This window comes from Methylobacterium sp. J-043 (genome assembly GCF_022829505.1).
In the GTDB taxonomy this organism is placed as follows: domain Bacteria; phylum Pseudomonadota; class Alphaproteobacteria; order Rhizobiales; family Beijerinckiaceae; genus Methylobacterium; species Methylobacterium extorquens_A.
In genome coordinates, this window is record NZ_JAKSYB010000075.1 from 175,480 (window position 1) to 196,100 (window position 20,621).

Sequence of the window (20,621 nt, forward strand, 5' to 3'; positions counted from 1 at the left end):
AGCGGAGCCGCAGAAGATTCGAAGAAGTATCGACATGAATCACGGCCCGACGAGCCTGCCGGGCGCTCGCCGGGCCGTGTATTGCCACCCCCTGGCCTTTGCATTACGGGAGCCAGAATCGGGTGCTCGAGGCCCGCCATGACACCTTCATGACGACGCCCTTGCCTCACGACGCCTCCGTCCCCTCCCGTCGGCGCCTGCGACCGGCGCCGCTGCCGGCGCCCGCCCCCTTCTTCGTATCCCGGCCGCAGCGCTCCTCCATGACGATCCTGTGCCTGGACAGCGGACCGGACGGGTTGCCCCCGATGACGGCCGGGGAAGAAACCGCGCTGGAGACCTGCCTTGGCGTCTGAATCCGCAAGCTCGCCCCAAGGTACGCCCAAAAACGCATCCAAGGGCGTTCCCGCGCTCGCGAAAGTCGCCACCGGCATCGACGGCTTCGATACCATCACCTTCGGCGGCCTGCCGAAGGGGCGCCCCTCGCTGGTCTGCGGCGCAGCCGGCTGCGGCAAGACGCTGTTCGCCACCACCTTCCTCGTTAACGGCGCGACCCGCTTCGGCGAGCCCGGCGTGTTCATGAGCTTCGAGGAGCGCGCCGATGATCTCGTCGCCAACGTGGCCTCCCTCGGCTACGACCTCGACGGGCTGGTGGCCCAGGGCAAGCTCGCCATCGACCACATCCGCGTGGAGCGAAGCGAGATCGAGGAGACCGGCGAGTACGACCTCGAAGGGCTGTTCATCCGCCTCGGCTTCGCGGTGGATTCGATCGGCGCCAAGCGCGTCGTGCTCGACACCATCGAAACCCTGTTCGCGGGCTTCTCCGACGAGACGGTGCTGCGTGCCGAACTCCGTCGCCTGTTCGGCTGGATCAAGGATCGGGGGCTGACCGCGATCATCACCGGCGAGCGCGGCGACGGCCAGCTTACCCGCCAGGGGATGGAGGAATACGTCTCCGACTGCGTGGTGCTGCTCGACAACCGCGTCGAGGACCAGATCACGACGCGCCGCCTGCGGGTGGTGAAGTATCGCGGCTCGGCCCACGGCACCAACGAGTACCCGTTCCTGATCGACGCCGAGGGCATCAGCGTCCTGCCCGTCACCGCGGCCGACCTCGACTACAGGCTTCCCGAGGGCGTGGCCTCCACCGGCATCCCCGGCCTCGACGCGATGCTCGAACCCGGCGGCTTCCACCGCGGCACCAGTATCCTCGTCTCGGGCGAGTCCGGCACCGGCAAGACCATGATCACCTCGAGCATGGTCGACGCGGCCTGTGCCCGCGGCGAGCGCTGCATGTCCTTCGTGTTCGAGGAGAGCGGCGACCAGATCATCCGCAACGCGCGCTCGATCGGCCTCGACCTCGCGCGCCATGTCGAGGCGGGCCTGCTGCGGTTCGAAGCGGCGCGCCCGAGCCTCTACGGCCTGGAGATGCACTTGGCGCGCATGCACCGCGATATCGACCGCTTCGCGCCTTCCGTGGTGGTGGTCGATCCGCTCTCGGCGCTGCGGGGCCCGCCGGCCGAGCTTCAGGCGACGATGCTGCGCATGGTCGACATGCTGAAGAGCCGCGGCATCACCTCGGTGTTCACCAGCCTGCGCGAGGACGGCAGCCTCGACCACGACAGCAACATCGGCGTCTCCTCGCTGATGGATGCCTGGATCAAGCTCCTCAACGTCGAGGCCAACGGGGAGCGCTCGCGCACGCTCTACGTCATCAAGGCCCGCGGCATGCGTCACTCGAACCAAGTGCGCGAGTTCAGCATGTCGGGCGACGGCATCGCCCTCGTCGACGCCTATATCGGCCCGGCGGGCGTGCTGACAGGCACCGCCCGCATCGTGCAGGAGGCGGAGGAAGCCGCCGCCGGTCTGCGCCGCGAACAGGAGAGCCGCCGCCGCCGGCGCGAGGCGGAGCGGCGGCGCCAGTCGCTGGAGCGCCAGATCGATGAACTGCGCGCCACCCTGGAAGTCGCGGCGGAGGAAGAGGCGGTGCTGTTGAGCGAGGACGAGATGCGCGAAGCGATGCTGACGAGCGAACGGCGCATTCTCTCGACCCGCCGGGGAGGCACCCAATGAGCGGCTCCGAACCAACCGAGGACGGGATCGACGCCGACGCCGCCGGCATGGTGGAGGAGGGCCATTACCATCTGCGCCTCTACGTCGCCGGACAGACCGCTAAGTCGCTGACGGCGATGGCCAACCTCAAGCGCTTCTGCGAGGAGCACCTTGCCGGCCATTACGACATCGAGGTCATCGACCTGATGAAGAACCCGCAGCTCGCGGCCGGCGACCAGATCCTGGCGATCCCGACCCTTGTGCGCCGCCTGCCCGCACCGCTCAAGCGCATCATCGGCGACCTGTCCAACACCGAGAAAGTGCTGGTCGGCCTCGATATCCGGCCCCAGAACCTCGCCGAGACAAATCCCGCAGCGAAGGCGGACGGCGTTTGAGCGGCGGGGACATCACGGGCCACGGGGAAGCTGGGCGCACCCGGCTGCGCCTCTATGTCGCCGGCACCTCGCCGCGCTCGACCCGCAGCATCGAGAGCGTGCGCCGCCTGTGCGAACATCGGCTCGGGGGCGCATGCGACCTCGAAGTGGTCGACATCTACCAGCAATCGGCGCTCGCGGGCGCGGACGGCGTGGTCGCGGCGCCGACCCTGGTGCGGCTCTCCCCCCTCCCCGCCCGGCGCATCACCGGCGATCTGAGCGACGAGCGGCGCGTCCTCGACGGGCTTGGGCTCGAAGACCTCGCGCGCGAGATCGAGATCGCCGATGAGCGCTGAGCCCGCTTCCACGGCGCTGGACGAGGCGCAGGCGCGCATCCGTGAGCTGGAGACGCGGCTGGAGGAGGTCGAGGACACCCTCGCGGCGATCCGCCGGGGCGATTTCGACGCCATCGTAGTCGAGGGTCCGGGCGGCGAGCGGCTCGTCTATACCCTGGAGAATGCCGACCGGCCCTACCGGGTGCTGATCGAGCAGATCCAGGAGGGCGCCTTCACCCTCGGCCCGGACGGGACGCTGCTCTACTGCAACCGCCGGCTCGCCGAGACCCTGGGCACCCCGCAGGAGCGCCTGATCGGCCAGCCCTTCGCGCGCTTCGCCGCTGAGGGCCAGGGGACGACCCTCGCCGCCCTGATCGCTCAGGCCGCGCGGATGCCGGCGCGCGGCGAGATCGCCCTGTGCGACGAGGCGGGGGTCGAGCGCCCGGCCTACCTGTCGCTGAGCCGCCTCGACGGCGACGGCGACACCCTCCTCCTGTGCGGGGTGATCACCGACCTCACGGCGGAGCGGCTGCGCCTGCACGAACTCGCCGAGGCCAACGCGCGCCTGCGCGCCGAGGTGGCCGAGCGCGAGCGGATCGAGGAGGCCCTGCGCCAGAGCCAGAAGATGGAGGCGGTGGGCCAGCTCACGGGGGGCGTGGCGCACGACTTCAACAACCTGCTCACCGTCATCAAGTCCTCGACCGACCTGCTCAAGCGCCCCGATCTCGCCGAGGAGCGCCGCCGCCGCTACGTCGACGCCATCTCCGACACGGTGGCCCGCGCGGCCAAGCTGACCGGCCAGCTCCTCGCCTTCGCCCGGCGCCAAGCCTTGAAACCCGAAGTGTTCGATGCGGGCCGCGGCGTCGCGTCGGTGGCCGACATGGTCGGCACGCTCACCGGCGCGCGCATCCAGGTGAAGACCCTGATCGAGCCCTGTTTCGACGCGGCGGGCGAGCCCTTCGCCTGCCTTGTCGAAGCCGATCCGAGCCAGTTCGACACCGCGCTCGTCAACATGGTGGTCAACGCCCGCGATGCCATGGACGGCGAGGGTACATTGAGCATCCGCGTCGGCCATGCCAGGCAGATCCCGGCGCTGCGCACCCATCCGGCCGTGCCCGGCGATTTCGTGGCGGTGTCGATCGGCGACACCGGCTCCGGCATCGCCCCGTCCGACCTGACGCGGATCTTCGAACCGTTCTTCACGACGAAGGGTGTCGGCCAGGGCACCGGACTCGGGCTGTCCCAGGTCTTCGGCTTCGCCAAGCAGTCGGGCGGCGACATCGCGGTGGAGAGCGCGCTGGGACAGGGCACGACCTTCACCCTGTTCCTGCCGCGGGCCAAGGTCGCGCCGACGATGGTCGAGTCCGCCGACGAGCCCGAGCCGCTGGCCCCCGGCCACGGCACCTGCGTGCTTCTGGTCGAGGACAACCGCGAGGTCGGCGCCTTCGCGACGCAGGCGCTCGCCGAACTCGGCTACGGCACCGTCTGGGCGATGGATGCGGAGCAGGCGCTGGCAGAACTCGATCGGACGCCGGAGCGCTTCGACGTGGTGTTCTCCGACGTGGTTATGCCCGGCATGAACGGCGTCGAACTCGCGCGCACGATCCTGGGGCGGACGCCCGGCATGCCGATCGTGCTCTCCTCCGGCTACAGCCACGTGCTGGCCGAGGATGGGCGCCACGGTTTCCCGCTGCTGCACAAGCCCTACTCGGTGGAAGACCTCTCGCGCATCCTGCGCCGGGCGATCCAGCGGCGCAGCGCAAGGGCGAAGTGATTTTCCGATGATTTTCCCTTGGCCTGCAGCAGCTTGCGCTGCTGGCAAGAAAAAAGGCTCGGATTGCTCCGAGCCTTGAAGGGAAAAGGCCATTGGGGGCTGAACTGGCCTTCGTGATCGGACAATGCACGGAGGGCGGTTTGGTTCCGCAAAAAAGTTCAACGAAAAATCGTGCCGGTTTTTAGCGCGGCGCCGCAGCCCGGCGCAGGCGGTCGTTGATCGCCTCGCAAAGCCCTTCCTCCGGCACCGGGGCAACGGCGATGGTCGGGGCGCCCGAGGCGTCGAGCCGGCGCAGGGCCCCGAACAGCCGGGTGGCGGCCTCGGCCGGATCGCCGCGCTCGCTCAGGGATTCGACCGCCGCCGCATGCTCCAGCCCAGGGGGGCGGAAGGCACCGAACAGCAGAACCGCTTCGCCGGGCTCAACACTCTGTGCGCCGAGCCGCACCCCGGCCCGCGGCGCATAGTGGGAGGCGAGAAGGCCGGGGCCCACGGGTCGCGAGCCCGGATCACCGGCCGCCTCGGGGGCAAAGCCCAGAACGGCCGCGAGGGCCTCCCCCGTCACCCCGCCGGGGCGCAGCAGCCGGGGCGGCCCGCCGAGGCAGGCGACCACGGTCGACTCGACCCCGACCGGGCACTCGCCCCCGTCGAGCACGGCTGCGATGCGCCCGTCGAGATCGGTCAGCACATGGTCGGCGCTTGTCGGGCTCACCCGCCCCGAGCGGTTGGCCGAGGGCGCCGCCACCGGCCGGGCGGCCCGTTCCAGCAGCGCGCGGGCGATGGTGTGGGCCGGCACGCGCAAGGCGACGCTGTCGAGCCCGGCCCGGGCGAGATCGCAGACCGAGCCGCCGGGGGCCGCCGGCACCACCAGGGTCAGCGGCCCCGGCCAGAAGGCTTCTGCGAGCCGCAGGGCAGCCTCGTCGAACACCCCCTCGGCCCGTGCGGCCGCAGGCGTCGCGACATGGGCGATCAGCGGGTTGAAGCGCGGGCGGCCCTTGGCGGCATAGATCGCGGCGACCGCCTCCGGATCGGTGGCGTCGGCCCCGAGCCCGTAGACCGTCTCCGTCGGCAGGGCGACGAGGCGCCCGGCCCGGATCAGGGCAGCCGCCCGCGCGAGGCCGCTGATGTCGGCGGCCAAGCGTAGCGTGGGGGCGGTTGACGATGCGGCGTCCATGTCGGAGGGGATGCGAGGAAGAACGGCCGGCCGTAGACCCTTCAGCCGCAAGCCGTCAAACGGGATCGCCGCCCCCTCGACGCGCGGCGGGAGGAGCGGTGAACGGATCATGAGCTATCGCGCGCCCGTCGAGGAGATAGTCTTCACGCTCCGCCACGTCGCAGACCTCGACGCCGTGCTGGCGCAGAGCGGGGCCGAGATCGGCCCTGACGATGCGGGGGCCATCCTCGAAGAGGCGGGCCGGTTCGCCGGCAACGTCATCGCCCCGCTCAACCGCGTCGGCGACCGCCACGGCACGCCGTTCTCGGACGGCCGCGTCACCACCCCTCCGGGCTGGCGCGAGGCCTACCGCGCCTTCGTCGAGGGCGGATGGAACGGCGTGCTCGCCGCCCCCGACCATGGCGGCCAAGGCCTGCCGCACCTGATCGCCGCCGCCTGCACCGAGATGTGGAACGGGGCCAACCTCGCCTTCGGCCTGTGCCCGATCCTCACCGTCGGCGGCATCGAGGCGCTGGCCGCCCACGGCTCCGATGATCTCAAGGGCCGCTACCTCGAAAAGCTCGTCTCGGGCGAGTGGACCGCGACCATGAACCTGACCGAGCCGCAGGCGGGCTCGGACCTCTCAGGCTTGCGCACCCGCGCCGAGCCCAACGGCGACGGCAGCTACCGGATCACGGGTGCCAAGATCTACATCACCTACGGCGAGCACGACCTTGCCGACAACATCTGCCACCTCGTGCTCGCCCGGCTGAAGGACGCGCCGGCCGGCACCCGCGGCATCTCGCTGTTCCTCGTGCCGAAGGTGCTGCCGGACGGGCGCCTCAACGACCTGCGGTGTTCGGGCATCGAGCACAAGCTCGGCATCCACGCCTCGCCCACCTGCTCCATGGCCTTCGGTGACGCGGGCGGTGCCACCGGCTGGCTGATCGGCGAGGAGAACCGGGGGCTGGCCTGCATGTTCACGATGATGAACTCGGCCCGGCTCAATGTCGGGCTGCAGGGCGTGGGCGTGGCGGAGGCCGCGTATCAGAAGGCCCTCGACTATGCCCGCGAGCGCCGCCAGGGCCGGGCACCGGGCTCCCCTGAGCCGGTCAGCGCCATCGTGGCGCATGCCGACATCCAGCGCACGCTGCTGACCATGAAGGCCTACACGGCGGCCTCCCGCGGCATCTGCTACCTCACCGCGCAAGCGCTCGACGCCGCGCACGGCCCCGAGGGGAAGGCGGCGCATGACCGCGCCTCGCTTCTGACGCCGGTGGCCAAAGCCTTCTCGACCGACATCGCCAACGAGGTGACCTCGCTCGGCGTGCAGGTCCATGGCGGCATGGGCTTCGTCGAGGAGACGGGCGCGGCCCAGCTCATGCGCGATGCACGCATCCTCGGCATCTACGAGGGCACCAACGGCATCCAGGCGATCGACCTCGTCACCCGCAAGCTGCCGCTCAACGGCGGCGTCACCGTCGGCGCGCAGATCGCCACGATGCGGCGGGTGGCGGAGGGGCTCCTGAAGGACGGCGCGCCCGGCTTCGGCCACGCGGCACCGCGCCTGCGCGAGGGCATCGGCAGCCTCGACCGGGCGACGAGCTTCCTGCTCAAGGCGCTCGCCTCGAACCGGCCGCAGGAGGCGCTCCCCGGCGCGACGCCGTATCTGCGCCTGTTCGGCCTCGTTCAGGGCGCGGCCTGCCTCGCGACGGCGGGGCTGGCTTCGAGCGCGGCCGTGAAGGCGGGCGAGACCGACCCGGCCCACGCCGCGCGCATCGCGCTCGCCCGCTTCTTCGCCGAGAACCTGTTGCCGGCGGCGACCGGCCTGGAGCAGTCGATTCTCTCGGGCGGGGACTTCGCCGACGATCCCGCCTTCGCGCTTGCGGGGTGAGCAGTCACCCCACCGTGGACGGTCCGTAGCCCGCGTAGAAGACGCGAACGGCTTCCGCGACCCGGTGGCCAATCTCGGCTTCGTCGGGCGCTTCACCGGCGTTGAACAGCAGCCGCGTCAGCATCCCCGCTTGGCAGAGCTGGAGGAAGTGCTTGGCAGCAAGATCCGTGTCGTCGGCGCGCAGGCGCCCGGCGGCGACCTGGGCGTCGATATAGGCCTTCAGCCGCCCGACCCCGCAGGCCGGTCCGGCCTCGTAGAAGGCCTGCCCGAACCGGGGAAACTTCTCGCAGGCGCCCATCACCATGCGGATGATCGAGACGTGCTCCGGCCGCGCCATCATCGTAAGGTAGCTGGTCCCGAGCCGCGTCAGCACGGCGCGGACATCCGGGTCGTCCTCGTCGAGCCGGAACAGGTTCTCCGCCAAACCCGCCTTCGCTTCGGTGGTCAAGGCCTCGAATAGGGCTTCCTTGCTGTCGAAGTAGACGTAGAGCGTGCCCTTCGAGACGTTGGCCGTCTTGGCGATCTCGCCCATGCTGGCCCCGTCGAAGCCCGACGCCATGAACACCTGACGCGCGCCCTCCAGGATCTGCCGGCGCTTTTCGCTCTCGCCCGTGGGCGTTCCCTGGGGGGCCGCCTGCCCCCGCTCCTGTATCGCCGCACTCGCCATCGCCTGAACCCGCTGACCCCGACTTGTCCGCATTGACCGAACCGTTCAGTCAGTGCTAGCTAGCCTCCGAATGAGTGCGGCGTCAACTCGACCCGCCGAGTGACCGAACGGTTCGGTCAATGCATGTCCGGGATGTCAGCCATGTCGCTGCGTGAGGATTCCCGCCGGTCCGAGGCCACCCTTGAGACGGCCGATGAGGAGTGGGCCGAGGCCGGCCGCGCACCGGCCGTGCGCCTCGCCCCTGTCGCCGAGCCGGTGCCGCCCTCCGCCGCCAAGCCACGCCGGCCGGTTCGGCGCGCGGTGCTGGGCCTCGTGCTCTGCGCAGGCCTAGGCGGCGGCGCTTATGCCGGCTGGGACTGGTGGACGGTCGGGCGCTTCTTCGTCAGCACCGACGACGCCTACGTGCAGGCGGACATCTCGGTTCTGGCCGCCAAGGTGTCGGGCTATCTGGCGGCGGTGCCGGTAGTGAACGGGCAAGCGGTGAAGCGGGGCGACGTGATCGCCCGGCTCGACGACGGCGATTACCGCCTCGCGGTGACGGCGGCGCAGGACAAGCTCGCCACCCAGGAGAGCACCATCGCCCGCGTCGGCCGGCAGGCGGAAGCCGCGCAGGCGCAGGTGCTGCAGAGCGCAGCGCAGATCGATGCCGCGCGGGCCGACGCCGTGCGGGCCGGCGCCGACTACGCCCGCGCCACGGGGATGCAGGCCGATTTCGTCGCGAAATCCCGTCTCGATCAGGCCAAGGCCGATCGCGATCGCACCGAAGCGGCGGTGAAGTCGGCCGAGGCCGCCCTCGTCGCTGCGCGAGCCAATGTCGAAGTGCTGAAGGCGCAGACGCGCGAGGCCCAGAACCTCGCCGCGGAACTGCGCACCGCCGCCGACCGCGCGCGGCGCGACCTCGATTTCGCGGTGATCCGCGCGCCCTTCGACGGCGTCGTCGGCAACAAGGCGGTGGAAGCCGGTGCCTACGTCTCCCCCGGCTCGCGCATCGCCGCCCTGGTGCCGCTGCAGAGCGTACGGGTCGATGCGAACTTCAAGGAGACGCAGCTTGGCCGCGTCCGGCCCGGCCAGGAGGTCCACATCCACGTGGACGCCTATCCCGACCGCGACATCGTCGGCACGGTCGAGTCGCTCTCGCCCGCCTCCGGCTCGGTCTTCAGCCTGCTGCCGCCGGACAACGCCACCGGCAACTTCACCAAGATCGTCCAGCGCCTACCGGTGCGCGTCCACGTGCCCGAGGATGTCGCCCGCGAGGGCCTGCTGCGGCCCGGCCTGTCCGTGGTGGTGAAGGTCGATACCCGCGAGGGCGCCGACGCGCCGGTGCAGCGGCTCGCCGCCCGACACTGAGACTTTATCGCCAGCCTGCGAGAGCCGGCCGGCGCCACCGCTCATCCCACCCGCAACCCCCTCCTGAGGTCGCGCTGCGAAGCGCAGGCCTCGAAGGATGAAGCCGCGGGTGGGACGGATCCTCGAACCGTCACCGAGGCGCCCCATGGCCGCCACCGCGACCCTCGCCGCAAGCCCCGCCGCCGACCCGCCCCTCGACCGCCGCCGCATGGTGGCGTTCCTGTGCATGGTGTTCGGGATGTTCATGGCGATCCTCGACATCCAGATCGTCTCGGCCTCGCTCAACGAGATCCAGGCCGGCCTCTCGGCGTCGGGCGACGAGATCCCCTGGGTGCAGACGAGCTACCTCATCGCCGAGGTGATCTCGATCCCGCTCTCCGGCACCCTGTCGCGGGTGCTCTCGACGCGCTGGATGTTCTCGATCTCGGCCGCCGGCTTCACGCTGATGAGCCTGATGTGCGCCACCTCCTCGTCGATCGGCGAGATGATCGTGTGGCGCGCCGCTCAAGGTTTCATCGGCGGCGGCATGATCCCGACCGTGTTCGCGGCGGCCTTCACGATCTTTCCGCCCTCCAAGCGCTCGATCGTCTCGCCGATGATCGGCCTCGTCGCGACGCTCGCCCCCACCATCGGACCGACCATCGGCGGCTACCTCACCGACCTGTTCTCCTGGCACTGGCTGTTCCTCATCAACATCGTGCCGGGCATCTTCGTCACGATCTCGACCTTCCTCCTGATCGATTTCGACCGGCCGAACTTCGACCTGCTCAAGTCCTTCGACTGGGCCGGGCTCGCCTTCATGGCAGGCTTCCTCGGCTGCCTCGAATACGTGCTGGAGGAGGGCCCGAACCACGACTGGCTGCAGGACGAGGCGGTGTTCGTCTGCGCCATCGTCTGCATGGTGTCGGCGGTCCTGTTCTTCGCCCGCGTCTTCACCGCGCGCCAGCCGATCGTCGACCTGCGCGCCTTCTCGGACCGCAACTTCGCCGCCGGCTGCGTCTTCAGCTTCGTGATGGGCATCGGCCTCTACGGCCTGACCTACCTCTACCCGGTCTATCTCGCCCGCGTGCGCGGCTACTCGGCGCTGCAGATCGGCGAGACGATGTTCGTCTCGGGGCTGTGCATGTTCGCCACCGCCCCGATCGCCGGAAAGCTGTCGGCCAAGCTCGATCCGCGCATCATGATGGCGATGGGATTCTCCGGCTTTGCCGTCGGCACCTGGATCGTCACCGGGCTGACCAAGGACTGGGATTTCGACGAGCTGCTTTGGCCCCAGGTGCTGCGCGGCTGCTCCTTGATGCTGTGCATGATCCCGATCAACAACATCGCGCTCGGCACTCTGCCGCCGGAGCGGATGAAGAACGCGTCCGGTCTGTTCAACCTCACGCGCAACCTCGGCGGCGCGGTCGGCCTCGCCCTCATCAACACGGTGCTCAACGCCCGCTGGGATCTGCATCTCGCGCGCCTGCACGAGCGCTTCACCTGGGCCAACGGCGCCGCGCTGGAGCGCCTCGACGCCATGCGGCGCCAGTTCGAGGTGTTCGGGGGCGACGCCAACGGCATGGCGCTGAAGGCGCTCAACAACACCGTGCGGATTCAAGGCTTGGTGATGAGCTTCGAGGACGTGTTCCTCGTCCTTACCGTGCTGTTTCTGGCGATGGCCTGCGGCACGCCGCTGATCCGGCGTCCGCGCGGAGCGGCCCCGGCCGGTGCGGGGCATTGAGGGCGAGCAGTGACTTCCGGCTTCACGCGGACGACCCGCCTTACGCCGCCTTCACACCCGCGGCGCGGTCCGGGATGACGATGCGGAACCGCGCGCCGTCCGCGGTCTCGTCGAGGCAGAGGGTGCCGCCGTTGAGGCGCACCAGTTCCGAAGCGATGGCGAGGCCGAGACCGGTGCCGCCGGCCCGGGTCGAGCCCTGGAAGGCGGAAAACAGGTTCGCCTTGGCCCGCTCCGGCACGCCGGGGCCGTTATCGGTCACGAAGATCGTGACCGAACCGGTGCCGGGCGCACCGCTCCGGACGCCCTCGATCAGCACGCTGCCCTCGGCGGTCTTGGCCGCGGCATGGGCCTGGACCGCGTTGCGCACGAGGTTGGTCAGCGCACGCAGGAGCTGTTCGGGATCGACGTCGATCTCGAGATCGGACACCGTGCGCACCTCCACGCGGATGCGGGCGGCCGGCATCAGGTCGGCGAGGTCGGTCAGCTCCTCGAGCAGGGGCGCCAGCGCCACCATGCGCCGCTGCGGGTTCGGCTCCGTGGCGCGGCCATAGGCGAGGGTCGCCTCGCAGAAGCGGATCGCCCGGTCCAGGGTTTCCACGAGCCGCGGCGCGACGCGCTGCACCAGCGGATCGGAGACGCTTTCCAGGCGGTCGCCGAGAAGCTGGGCGGTGGTGAGCAGGTTGCGCAGTTCGTGGTTGATCTTGCTCACTGAGAGGCCGAGCTCGGCCAGCCGACGCCGCTGGCGCAGCTCGCCGCCGAGCGCCACCTGCATCCGGGCGAGCGCGTTCTCCGCCTCGCCGATCTCGTCGGTGCGCGCCGAGCGCCGGGCGACCCGGTCGGGCCGCTCGGGGTCGTCGGCGAAGGCGGCGATGTCGCGGGCGAGCCGGACGACCGGCCGCACGATCGCCCGCTGCAGCACGAAGAACACGAGCCCGGCCGCCAGGGCCGCGATGATGAGGCAGGCGACAAGCAGCCGGAGCGAGAAATCGGCCAGGGCCGCCCGCAAGGGGCCCTCGTCGAGCAGAACCTCGACGGCGTCGAAGCCGTCCTGCCCCGGCCCGATCGCCCGGATCGGCGCCTCGGTGGGGAGGAACAGCGTCCGGAAGGCGCCGCCGACCGAACCCGTCAGGCCGCGCTCGCGCAGATCCACCGTTTCGGCGACGGCGGACGGCGCCGGTCCGTCGGTGAGGTAGCGCCACGTGTCGCCGACCCGCACGGCGATGGCGCGGGCGCCGACCCCCATGAGCAGGCGCCGGGCGGTCTCGTCGGGGACCTGCCCCTCGGGGGCGGCGTTCAGCACGAGGGCGGCGACCCGCGCCGCGGCGACGCGGTCGGAGAGCCGCGACATCCGGTAGGTCGCCACCGCCGGGACGTAGATCAGGATCTCGGCCAGGACGACGAAGGCCACCGTCAGCAGGAACAGCCGGCCGGAGAGGCCGAGCCGCCCGTGCCAGGGGAAGGCGCGCGCGCGCGACGGCGACCGAGGGCCGGCCGGTGTCTCGATGTGCCAGGGCAGGGCGGCGGTCGCCGCCGGATCATTCTGCGCCACGTTCGCCGGCTCGGATCGCCGGCCAGGAAACGGAAGGCGGGGCCGTTTCAAGCGTCACCCGTCGTTGTGTCATCCAAATTCGGATGGCGCACGCCGTTTACCGGCTTCTCCCTGTCGCACAGGTTGTGCGACCGTCCGGCGACGCGCGCCATTCGTTTGTGCGCAAGTCTTATGCGCGAAGCGTCCGCCGCTCAAGCCATCGGCGCAGATAAACTGTCAAAAGAGCAAATCCTGCCAAGGCCGCCAGCGCCGCCACCATGCCGGGCGTCACCAGCGCGCGCAGATCGATGCCCGTCGAGCAATCCGTTCCCCCGGCCGCGAGGCAGGCCGCCTTCGCTGCGTCGCGCGTGGCCAGCAGGTCTTCGAGGCCGGCACCGAGCCCGGCATAGATGAAGGCGCCCGGCGTCAGGCCGAGCAGGGTGGCGAGCGCGAAGGTGGCAAGCGGCACGCCGAAGGCCGCCGGAGCGAGGTTGGTGATCCAGTAGGGAAAGATCGGCAGGAGCCGCAGGATCAGGATGTAGCCGAAGCCGTCGCGGCGGAAGCCGTCGGCGAAGCGGCCGACCCGCGGCCCGGCCCTGCGCCGGATCAGGTCGCCGGCGGCGTAGCGCCCGACCGAGAACACGATCGCCGCCCCCGTCGTTGACGAGGCGATGGCGATCAGGGCCCCCGTCACGGGGCCGAACAGCAGCCCGGCCAGCACCGTGAGCACCAGCGTCGCCGGCAGCGAGACCACCACCGAGCCGACATAGGCGAGGCAAGCCAGCGCGATCGCCCGCCCCCGGTCCTCGGCGATGAGCGCCTGAAGCCAGACCCGCGACTCGGAGAGCCGGTCGAGATCGAGGAAGCGGGCGCCGCCCGAGGCGAGGACGCCGAAGGAGATGAGGGCCAGCACCAGGAGCGGGAGCCAGCGCAGCCAGGGCCGGCGCGAGCCCGGCGGCTCGGCCGCACGGTCGTCATTCCGGTCCGTCGGCCGAATGCCCTCCCCGCCCCCTGGCGTCATCGGCCTGCCTCCCCCGGGCGGATTTCGCTTGCCCGTCCTCAGCCCGGCTTGCGCATGCGCAGGATCTTGAAGAAGCCACCGGGGAAGGTCGGCGCGAGGCCGACGACCTCGACGCCGTTGCGCCGGGCCCAGGCCTCGATCCGGGTCGCCTTGAAGTCGGAGGACCATCCGATCTTGGTGCAGAGCGGCGCGACGATCTCCTCGACCCGCGCCACCGGCCCGTTCGACTGGCCGAAATGGTTGGCGAGCACGATGCCGCCGCCGGGGCGCACCACGCGCAGGAACTCCGAGAGCGCGGCTTCCGGGTTCGGCACCAGGGTGATGAGGAACTGCGCCACCACCGCGTCGAAGCTCGCATCGGCGTAGCCGAGGCGGCACACGTCCATGACCTGCAGGCCCTTCACGTGGGTCAGCCCCTTGCGGTGGACCTTGCCGCGGGCGCGCTTGAGCATGTCCTCGGAGAGATCGACGCCGCAGACGAAGCTGTCGCGGGGATAGTAGCCGAGCGAGAGGCCGGTGCCGACGCCGGCCTCCAGCACCCGCGGCCCATGGGCAACGGCGGCCTCGACGGCGGCGCGGGCGGCCGGCTCGGTGAGCTTGTCGTAGACGACATCGTAGACCGGCGCCCAGCGGGCATAGGCCTTGCGCATCAGCTCGGTGGTGGGCCCGGCCTCGGGCGCCCGCTCGCTCAGCATCTAACCGTCACCTTCTCCGACTCGCGGCTCACGATGCTTCCCGGCTCGGGCGCAGGCCCGCGCGCAGCCTGGAGCGCGTGAACGTCGATGAACCTTTGGAAAACCGAAATCAGCCCGGCGCGAAGCAACCCCATCAGGCGGCCTCGGCAGCGCCTGCCTGCAACGCACCGATGCGCCGGATGGTGCCGCCGCCGAGAACCTGCGCGCGCGGACCGTCGTCGGCGTAGATCACGCAGGCCTGGCCCGGCGAGACCCCATCCTCGGGGACGAGCAGCTCGACCTCGGCGCAGGCCTCGGCGGCGTTCCACGACAGGCGCGCGGGCCGCGGCTCGCGGGTCGAGCGCACGCGCACGGCCACGGGCAGATCCACGAGCGCCTCGGGCGAGCCGCTCCCGAGCCAGTTGAGGTCGGTGAGCCGAATGCGGCGGGTGGCGAGCGCCGCGCGGGGGCCGACCACGACGCGGGCGGTCTCGGGCTCCAGCCGCACCACGTAGAGCGGCTCGCCGGCCGAGAGCTTGAGGCCGCGGCGCTGGCCCACCGTGTAATGGATGATGCCCTCGTGCTCGCCGAGGCGCCGGCCGTCGAGATCGACGATCTCGCCGGGGCGGGTCGCCTCCGGCCGGAGCTTGGCGATCACGTCGGCATAGCCGCCCTGGGGCACGAAGCAAATGTCCTGGCTGTCGGCCTTGTCGGCGACGGCGAGGCCCAGCTCCCGAGCGAGCGCGCGGGTCTCGTCCTTGGGACGCTCGCCCAGGGGAAAGCGCAGGTAGGCGAGTTGCTCAGGCGTCGTGGCGTAGAGGAAGTAGCTCTGGTCGCGGGCCGGATCGAGGGCGCGGTAGAGCGCGCGTCCACCCTCCGGCCGCGCCCGGCTCGCCACGTAATGGCCGGTCGCCAAAGCCTCGGCGCCGAGGTCGCGAGCCATCCCGAGCAGGTCGCGGAACTTGACCGAGCGGTTGCACTCGACGCAGGGGATCGGCGTCTCGCCCGAGAGGTAGCTCTCGGCGAAGCGGTCGATCACCGATTCCCGGAAGCGGTCCTCATAGTCGAGGACGTAGTGCGGGATGCCGAGCGTCTCGGCCACCGCCCGCGCATCGTGGATGTCGCGTCCGGCACAGCAGGCCCCCTTGCGATGGGTCGCCGCGCCGTGATCGTAGAGCTGGAGCGTGACGCCGACGACGTCGTAGCCCTCGCGCTTCAGCAGGCCGGCCACGACCGACGAATCGACGCCGCCCGACATGGCGACGACGACGCGCGTCTCGTGCGGAGACTTCGGGAGATCCAGCGAGTTCATGGCCGGTGATGGGGCCGGGTGCCGGCCGTTGGCGGAGCCTTCGGGCGCGCGCCGGACCGGGGAGTCCGGGCGCATGTCCGGTGTCTATAGCGATCCCGATCCCGACTTTCCAGGGATGGGGACGCGGAGAGCCGGTTCAAAGTCCGGATCATGGCCCCGAGCGGCCGGCAAATCCTGCCGGGAGGCCGGCAGATCCCGCCGGGCCGGCGCGAGGCGCGCCTTCACCGATAAAATATTTCTTTCTTCTTATCAGCGGCTTGGCCTCCATCGGCAGATGGTGCGCGGCTTGCTCCGGCCTCTTCCGGCTTCGGCGACGAAGGAGAGGGACGGCATCGTGGTTTCGCGCGCAGATCTGGCGGAAGCGTTTTTCAGGCAGACCCTGCGGCCGGCCGCGTCCGCGGCGCGGGGGGGCGAGGGCACGGCGCGGTTCAGCCTGGAGGCTGCGGAGCGGAGGCCGGCGGCACCGGCCCGGCCCGCATCCCGCCGCGACGAAACCGCCTCCGCCCGCAGCGATGGCGGCAGGGCCGACGCAGCGAAAACCGAGAGCGCCAAGACCGGAACTGCCAGAACCGGAGCGGCCAAGAGCGACAGAGCCGAGAACGGCAGGGCCGAGCGCGGGCCGTCCGGGGCTTTGCAGGAGAGCCGCGCCCAGGCTGCCTCCGCCCGCAGCAAGCCCCTCGCGGCAAGGACGGCGCAGGACGGCGCGCAGGCCGCCTCCGCCCGAGGTCCGGGCGCCGCCGCGAACTCCGCCCCGCAGCGGCCGGAACGCCCGGCTGCCGATGGCGCGGAACCGGCCCAGGAAGCGGCTGCGGAAGAGGCCGCCGCCAAGGAAGCCGGTGCCGCGGTGGTGTCCGAGGACGAGGCACGGGAACGGGACGAGCCCGATCCCGCATCGCCGGAATCCGCCAATCCCGCCGCCCTCCTCGCGCCGCCCCCCGCTCCGGCGCCAGCGCCGACGAGCGCGGCGGCGGGTGCGTCCGTGGGCGATGGCGGGGTGGAGGCGGATCAGCCCGTCACGGGCCTGCCCGGCGAGGCGACGGCAACCGGTCACGCCGCGAAGGCCGGCACGGGGGAGGCCCCCGCCTCCGCCGCCGCGGGCACGGCCGGCTTCGAAGCGGCGCTCACCGAGGCGCAGACACCGACCGCCTCAACCATTCCGGCCCCCACCGCCGGAACCGCTCTCACCCCGCCCGGCGGCGTCGCCGCCGCGCAGGGCCCGCAGGCCGCCCAAGCGCCGGATGCCGCAACGGCGGCGCCCCAGCCGGCGACGCCGCCGATCCCCTTGGGCGCCGTGCCGATGACGATCGGGCTGCGCTCGCTCTCAGGGGTGAACCGCTTCGCGATCCGGCTCGACCCGGTCGAACTCGGCCGCATCGACGTGTCGCTCGACCTCGACAAGGCGGGAGGCAAGGCGCGGGCGCATCTCATCGTGGACCGTCCCGAGACCCTCGCCCTGCTCCAGCGCGATGCGGGTTCCCTGCAGCAGGCCCTCGCGCAGGCCGGCTTCGACGTCGGCGCCGAGGCGGGCGGGGGCGGGATCGACCTGTCCCTGCGCGGCGAGACCGCATCCCAGGGCGGCCGGGACGGCGAATCCGCCTCCCGCGACCGCTCCGACGGCGGCCCCGGCGGGCCGGGCGGACGGGACGCCCGCCCCTCCCCGCTCGACGCCCTTCCCCTGCGGCAGCTCCGTGCCGTCGGCAATCTCGACATCCGGATTTAGGACGACGCCATGGCCGCCGGCATCACGAGCAATACGAGCAGCACCAGCATCACCGCCGCGAGTGCCGCCTCGACCACCGATACGAAGTCGATCGCGGGCAACTTCACGCAGTTCCTGACGCTGCTCACCACGCAGCTCAAGAACCAGAACCCGCTCGACCCGCTCGATACCAACCAGTTCACCCAGCAACTCGTGCAGTTCGCGGGCGTCGAGCAGCAGCTCAAGACCAATTCCTCGCTCGACACGATCCTGACCAACTCCAAGGCCGCATCGGCCTCGTCCGCCTCCGGCCTGATCGGCCGCACGATCACGGCGGACGGCGCCACCACCGACCTCACGAACGGCAAGGCGACCTGGACGCTGACCCCGGACCGGGCCGCCGCTAGGGCCGTCATCACCCTCAAGGCCAGCGACGGCACCGTGGTGGCCACCAAGACCACGACGCTCAAGGCCGGCGCGCAACCCTTCGAATGGGACGGCACCGGGACTTCTGGCCTCTCGGCCAAGGACGGGCGCTACACGATCACCGTGGATGCCCTCGACACGACGGGCACGAGGGTCACCGTCGACACCAAGGTTTCGGGCAAAGTGGACGGCGTCGACCTCAGCGGCTCCGAGCCCGTGCTGACGATCGGCAACGCCCGGGTGCCGGCCTCGAGCGTGAAAACGCTTTCTGCACCAAGCTCTTGATGCGTTGCAGCATCGATGGATCCGGATTTGTCCACATCTGCTCACAACAATCGAGTCGCATTCGATCGGCCGACTTCAAGAACTTTTAAGCGGGTGCAAGTAGCTTCCCTCTCGACAGGTCAGTCGAGTGTAGAGCGTATCATGACCGAAACACCCCGGCCCCGCGTGAAGTATGTGATTGGGCCCGACGGCAGCCCCCTGACGATCGCCGATCTTCCCCCCGTCTCCACCCGTCGCTGGGTCATCCGCCGAAAGGCCGAGGTCGTCGCCGCCGTACGCGGCGGCCTGCTCAGCCTGGAGGAGGCCTGCCAACGCTACACCCTGACCACGGAAGAATTTTTGAGCTGGCAGTACTCCATCGACCAGCACGGACTCGCCGGCCTGCGCACCACGCGCATCCAGCACTACCGTCACTGAACTTCGCCAGTTCGACCCGTACGTTGCGCACGACCTGTTCGCGCAACGCATGAGGAGCCGCCTCCGGCGCACCGGGGCGGCTCTCGTCGTCTTTGGCCCCCGCGGCCTGTCCGATCCCCTCGCCTCGGCGCCATCCGCGGCACCATTCGTGACGGTGACAGGCCCCGCGTTAACGCCTCGCTAACCACGCACCGGGCAATTCTTGCCGGGCGACCGCACACCCTGGCGGCCGCACCGCTGTGCGCAGGCGTCGTCCGTGAAACCCATCCTCGATCTGGTGACGAAGCTCGGGCCCGCGCGCATCGCCGCGATGGCGGCCGTGACGCTGACGCTGGTCGGCTTCTTCGCCTTCGTGATCCTGCGGGTTTCGCGGCCCGACATGGGCGTGCTGTTCTCCGACCTGTCGATGCAGGATTCCTCGGCCGTGATCCGCGAACTCGACGCGCGCGGCATCACCTACGAGACCAAGGGCGAGCTGGGCCAGACCGTGCTGGCGCCCCGCGCCGACCTCGCCAAGCTGCGCATGGACTTCGCCGGAAAGGGCCTGCCGTCCCAAGGCGGCATCGGCTACGAGATTTTCGACAAGGGCGACGCCTTCTCCTCCACGAGCTTCGTCCAGAACGTGAACCACCTGCGGGCGATGGAGGGCGAGCTCGCCCGCTCGATCCGCGCCATCGGCCGGGTCCAGGCGGCGCGCGTCCACCTCGTCATCCCCGAGCGCCGCCTGTTCGAGCGCGACCGCGAGGCGCCGTCGGCCGCCATCGTCGTCAAGCTGATGGGCGACCTCGATGCGAGCCAGGTGCGCGCGATCCGGCATCTGGCCGCCTCCGCGGTCGAGGGCCTGAAGCCCGAGCGGGTCTCGATCGTCGACGAGCGCGGCCGGCTGCTGGCCGACGGCGCCCGCGGCGCGGAAGCCGACGGGGCGGGCGCCCTGGAGGAGCGGCAGGCCGGCATCGAGCGGCGGATGCGCTCGCAGATCGAGGAGATCGTGGCCGGCATCGTCGGCCAGGGCCGCGCCCGGGTGCAGGTCACCGCCGAACTCGACCTCAACCGGGTCGAGAGCCGTTCCGAGAGCTTCGATCCCGAGAGCCGCGTCGTCCGCTCCACCCAGACGCGCTCCGAGAATTCCCTGACCGGCGGGGCGGAGGGGCAGGTCAGCGTCGGCAACGAGCTGCCGGGCGCCAGCCAGACCCAGGCCCAGCCGCAGCAGAAGGATTCGTCGCAGAAGAACGAGGAGACGACGAACTACGAGATTTCCCGCGTCACCAAGGTCGAGACCCTGGAGGGCGGCCGCCTCAGGCGTCTGTCGGTGGCGGTGCTCGTCGACGGCGTCTACGCCCCCGGCGCCGACGGCCGACCCGCCTACCAGCCGCGCTCCGACGCCGAGATCGCGCGCATCACCGCGCTGGTGCGCACCGCGGTCGGCTACGACAAGGCCCGCGGCGATCAGGTCGAGGTGGTCAACCTGCGCTTTGCCGAGACCCCCACCGCGCCCGAATTCTCCGAGCCCGGCCTGATCCAGTCGTTCCTGAACCCGACCAAGGAAGAGGTGATGCGCCTCGTCGAGCTCACGGTGCTGAGCCTGCTCACCCTGGTCGTGCTGATGGCGGTGGTGCGTCCGCTCCTGCGCCGCGTGCTCGAATCCGATGCGCCGGTGGCGCTCGCCGGACCGGCCGGAGCGCTTGCACTGGCCGGGGCGGCGGGCGGCGAGGGACCGGTTGAGATCGCGGTCCGCGAGAACACCACCAACAAGTTCCTCGAGTCGGCCAAGATCAACGGCCAGATCCAGGCCGAGACGGTCGAGCGCGTGGTCGACATGGTGCGGGCGAGTCCGACCGAGACGGTCGAGGTGCTGCGCAACTGGATCCACGATTCCTGATGGACGCTGACACCACGCAGAACCGGAAGAGAGGAGGGGATTCGTGTCCGCGGGCGTAAACTTCAAC

18 protein-coding genes are annotated in these 20,621 nt (G+C 70.8%); 12 read left to right on the top strand and 6 right to left on the bottom strand.

The features are described 5' to 3' along the window. The first annotated feature begins 122 nt into the window (after positions 1–122). The 5 genes from MKK50_RS24030 to MKK50_RS24050 are packed head-to-tail and all read left to right on the top strand — an operon-like array spanning position 123 to position 4,532. The gene (locus MKK50_RS24030; protein ID WP_499025694.1) at positions 123–353 is read left to right on the top strand and encodes a hypothetical protein; all 231 of its coding nucleotides are present in this window, start codon (positions 123–125) and stop codon (positions 351–353) included. After that, positions 343–2,070 (top strand): circadian clock protein KaiC, encoded by a 1,728-nt coding sequence (kaiC, locus tag MKK50_RS24035; RefSeq protein ID WP_499025695.1) that lies wholly within the window; start codon positions 343–345, stop codon positions 2,068–2,070. Before MKK50_RS24030 ends, kaiC begins: the two co-directional genes overlap by 11 nt. Beyond that, on the top strand, positions 2,067–2,444 hold the full coding sequence (locus tag MKK50_RS24040; RefSeq protein WP_499025697.1) for a circadian clock KaiB family protein: 378 nt from the start codon (positions 2,067–2,069) through the stop codon (positions 2,442–2,444). Before kaiC ends, MKK50_RS24040 begins: the two co-directional genes overlap by 4 nt. After that, positions 2,441–2,779: a circadian clock KaiB family protein gene (locus MKK50_RS24045; protein WP_253369807.1), complete on the top strand. Its 339-nt coding sequence runs from the start codon at positions 2,441–2,443 to the stop codon at positions 2,777–2,779. The genes MKK50_RS24040 and MKK50_RS24045 overlap by 4 nt, the downstream gene beginning before the upstream one ends. Further along, positions 2,769–4,532 (top strand): ATP-binding protein, encoded by a 1,764-nt coding sequence (locus tag MKK50_RS24050; RefSeq protein ID WP_499025698.1) that lies wholly within the window; start codon positions 2,769–2,771, stop codon positions 4,530–4,532. The genes MKK50_RS24045 and MKK50_RS24050 overlap by 11 nt, the downstream gene beginning before the upstream one ends. Positions 4,533–4,713: 181 nt before the next feature. Here MKK50_RS24050 and MKK50_RS24055 read toward each other — a convergent pair whose 3' ends face one another. Next, a complete protein-coding gene (locus MKK50_RS24055) occupies positions 4,714–5,703 on the bottom strand; it encodes an L-threonylcarbamoyladenylate synthase (protein WP_499025778.1) in 990 nt (329 codons plus the stop codon). A gap of 109 nt (positions 5,704–5,812) precedes the next feature. On the opposite strand from MKK50_RS24055, the gene MKK50_RS24060 reads away from it, so the two are divergent. Next, a complete protein-coding gene (locus tag MKK50_RS24060) occupies positions 5,813–7,576 on the top strand; it encodes an acyl-CoA dehydrogenase family protein (RefSeq protein ID WP_499025699.1) in 1,764 nt (587 codons plus the stop codon). A gap of 4 nt (positions 7,577–7,580) precedes the next feature. On the opposite strand, the gene MKK50_RS24065 is transcribed toward MKK50_RS24060, so the two are convergent. Further along, positions 7,581–8,243 carry a TetR/AcrR family transcriptional regulator gene (locus MKK50_RS24065; protein WP_499025700.1) on the bottom strand — a complete coding sequence of 221 codons (663 nt, stop codon included), beginning with the start codon at positions 8,241–8,243 and terminating at the stop codon, positions 7,581–7,583. Between the two features lie 141 nt (positions 8,244–8,384). Between MKK50_RS24065 and MKK50_RS24070 the strand changes: the two genes are divergently transcribed. After that, on the top strand, positions 8,385–9,590 hold the full coding sequence (locus MKK50_RS24070) for an HlyD family secretion protein (protein ID WP_499025702.1): 1,206 nt from the start codon (positions 8,385–8,387) through the stop codon (positions 9,588–9,590). A 145-nt stretch (positions 9,591–9,735) separates the two neighbouring features. Next, a complete protein-coding gene (locus tag MKK50_RS24075) occupies positions 9,736–11,313 on the top strand; it encodes a DHA2 family efflux MFS transporter permease subunit (protein ID WP_499025704.1) in 1,578 nt (525 codons plus the stop codon). Between the two features lie 40 nt (positions 11,314–11,353). Here MKK50_RS24075 and MKK50_RS24080 read toward each other — a convergent pair whose 3' ends face one another. From MKK50_RS24080 to mnmA, 4 genes are all read right to left on the bottom strand, one after another. Next, positions 11,354–12,862 carry a sensor histidine kinase gene (locus MKK50_RS24080; protein WP_499025706.1) on the bottom strand — a complete coding sequence of 503 codons (1,509 nt, stop codon included), beginning with the start codon at positions 12,860–12,862 and terminating at the stop codon, positions 11,354–11,356. A gap of 169 nt (positions 12,863–13,031) precedes the next feature. Beyond that, on the bottom strand, positions 13,032–13,862 hold the full coding sequence (locus MKK50_RS24085) for a TVP38/TMEM64 family protein (protein WP_499025707.1): 831 nt from the start codon (positions 13,860–13,862) through the stop codon (positions 13,032–13,034). A 38-nt stretch (positions 13,863–13,900) separates the two neighbouring features. Then, a complete protein-coding gene (locus MKK50_RS24090) occupies positions 13,901–14,557 on the bottom strand; it encodes a class I SAM-dependent methyltransferase (RefSeq protein WP_253369821.1) in 657 nt (218 codons plus the stop codon). A gap of 133 nt (positions 14,558–14,690) precedes the next feature. After that, positions 14,691–15,848 carry a tRNA 2-thiouridine(34) synthase MnmA gene (mnmA, locus tag MKK50_RS24095; RefSeq protein ID WP_499025779.1) on the bottom strand — a complete coding sequence of 386 codons (1,158 nt, stop codon included), beginning with the start codon at positions 15,846–15,848 and terminating at the stop codon, positions 14,691–14,693. 334 nt (positions 15,849–16,182) lie between these two features. Here mnmA and MKK50_RS24100 point away from each other — a divergent pair, with 334 nt between their 5' ends. The 4 genes from MKK50_RS24100 (at position 16,183) to fliF (ending at position 20,554) form a co-directional block, all read left to right on the top strand. Then, the gene (locus MKK50_RS24100; RefSeq protein WP_499025708.1) at positions 16,183–17,568 is read left to right on the top strand and encodes a flagellar hook-length control protein FliK; all 1,386 of its coding nucleotides are present in this window, start codon (positions 16,183–16,185) and stop codon (positions 17,566–17,568) included. 9 nt (positions 17,569–17,577) lie between these two features. After that, positions 17,578–18,258 carry a flagellar hook assembly protein FlgD gene (locus MKK50_RS24105; RefSeq protein WP_253369824.1) on the top strand — a complete coding sequence of 227 codons (681 nt, stop codon included), beginning with the start codon at positions 17,578–17,580 and terminating at the stop codon, positions 18,256–18,258. Between the two features lie 141 nt (positions 18,259–18,399). Further along, positions 18,400–18,675, top strand: a complete 276-nt coding sequence (gene sciP, locus MKK50_RS24110; protein ID WP_056238806.1) for a CtrA inhibitor SciP — start codon at positions 18,400–18,402, stop codon at positions 18,673–18,675. Positions 18,676–18,931: 256 nt separating this feature from the next. Next, positions 18,932–20,554 carry a flagellar basal-body MS-ring/collar protein FliF gene (gene fliF / locus MKK50_RS24115; protein WP_499025710.1) on the top strand — a complete coding sequence of 541 codons (1,623 nt, stop codon included), beginning with the start codon at positions 18,932–18,934 and terminating at the stop codon, positions 20,552–20,554. Positions 20,555–20,621 lie beyond the last annotated feature (67 nt).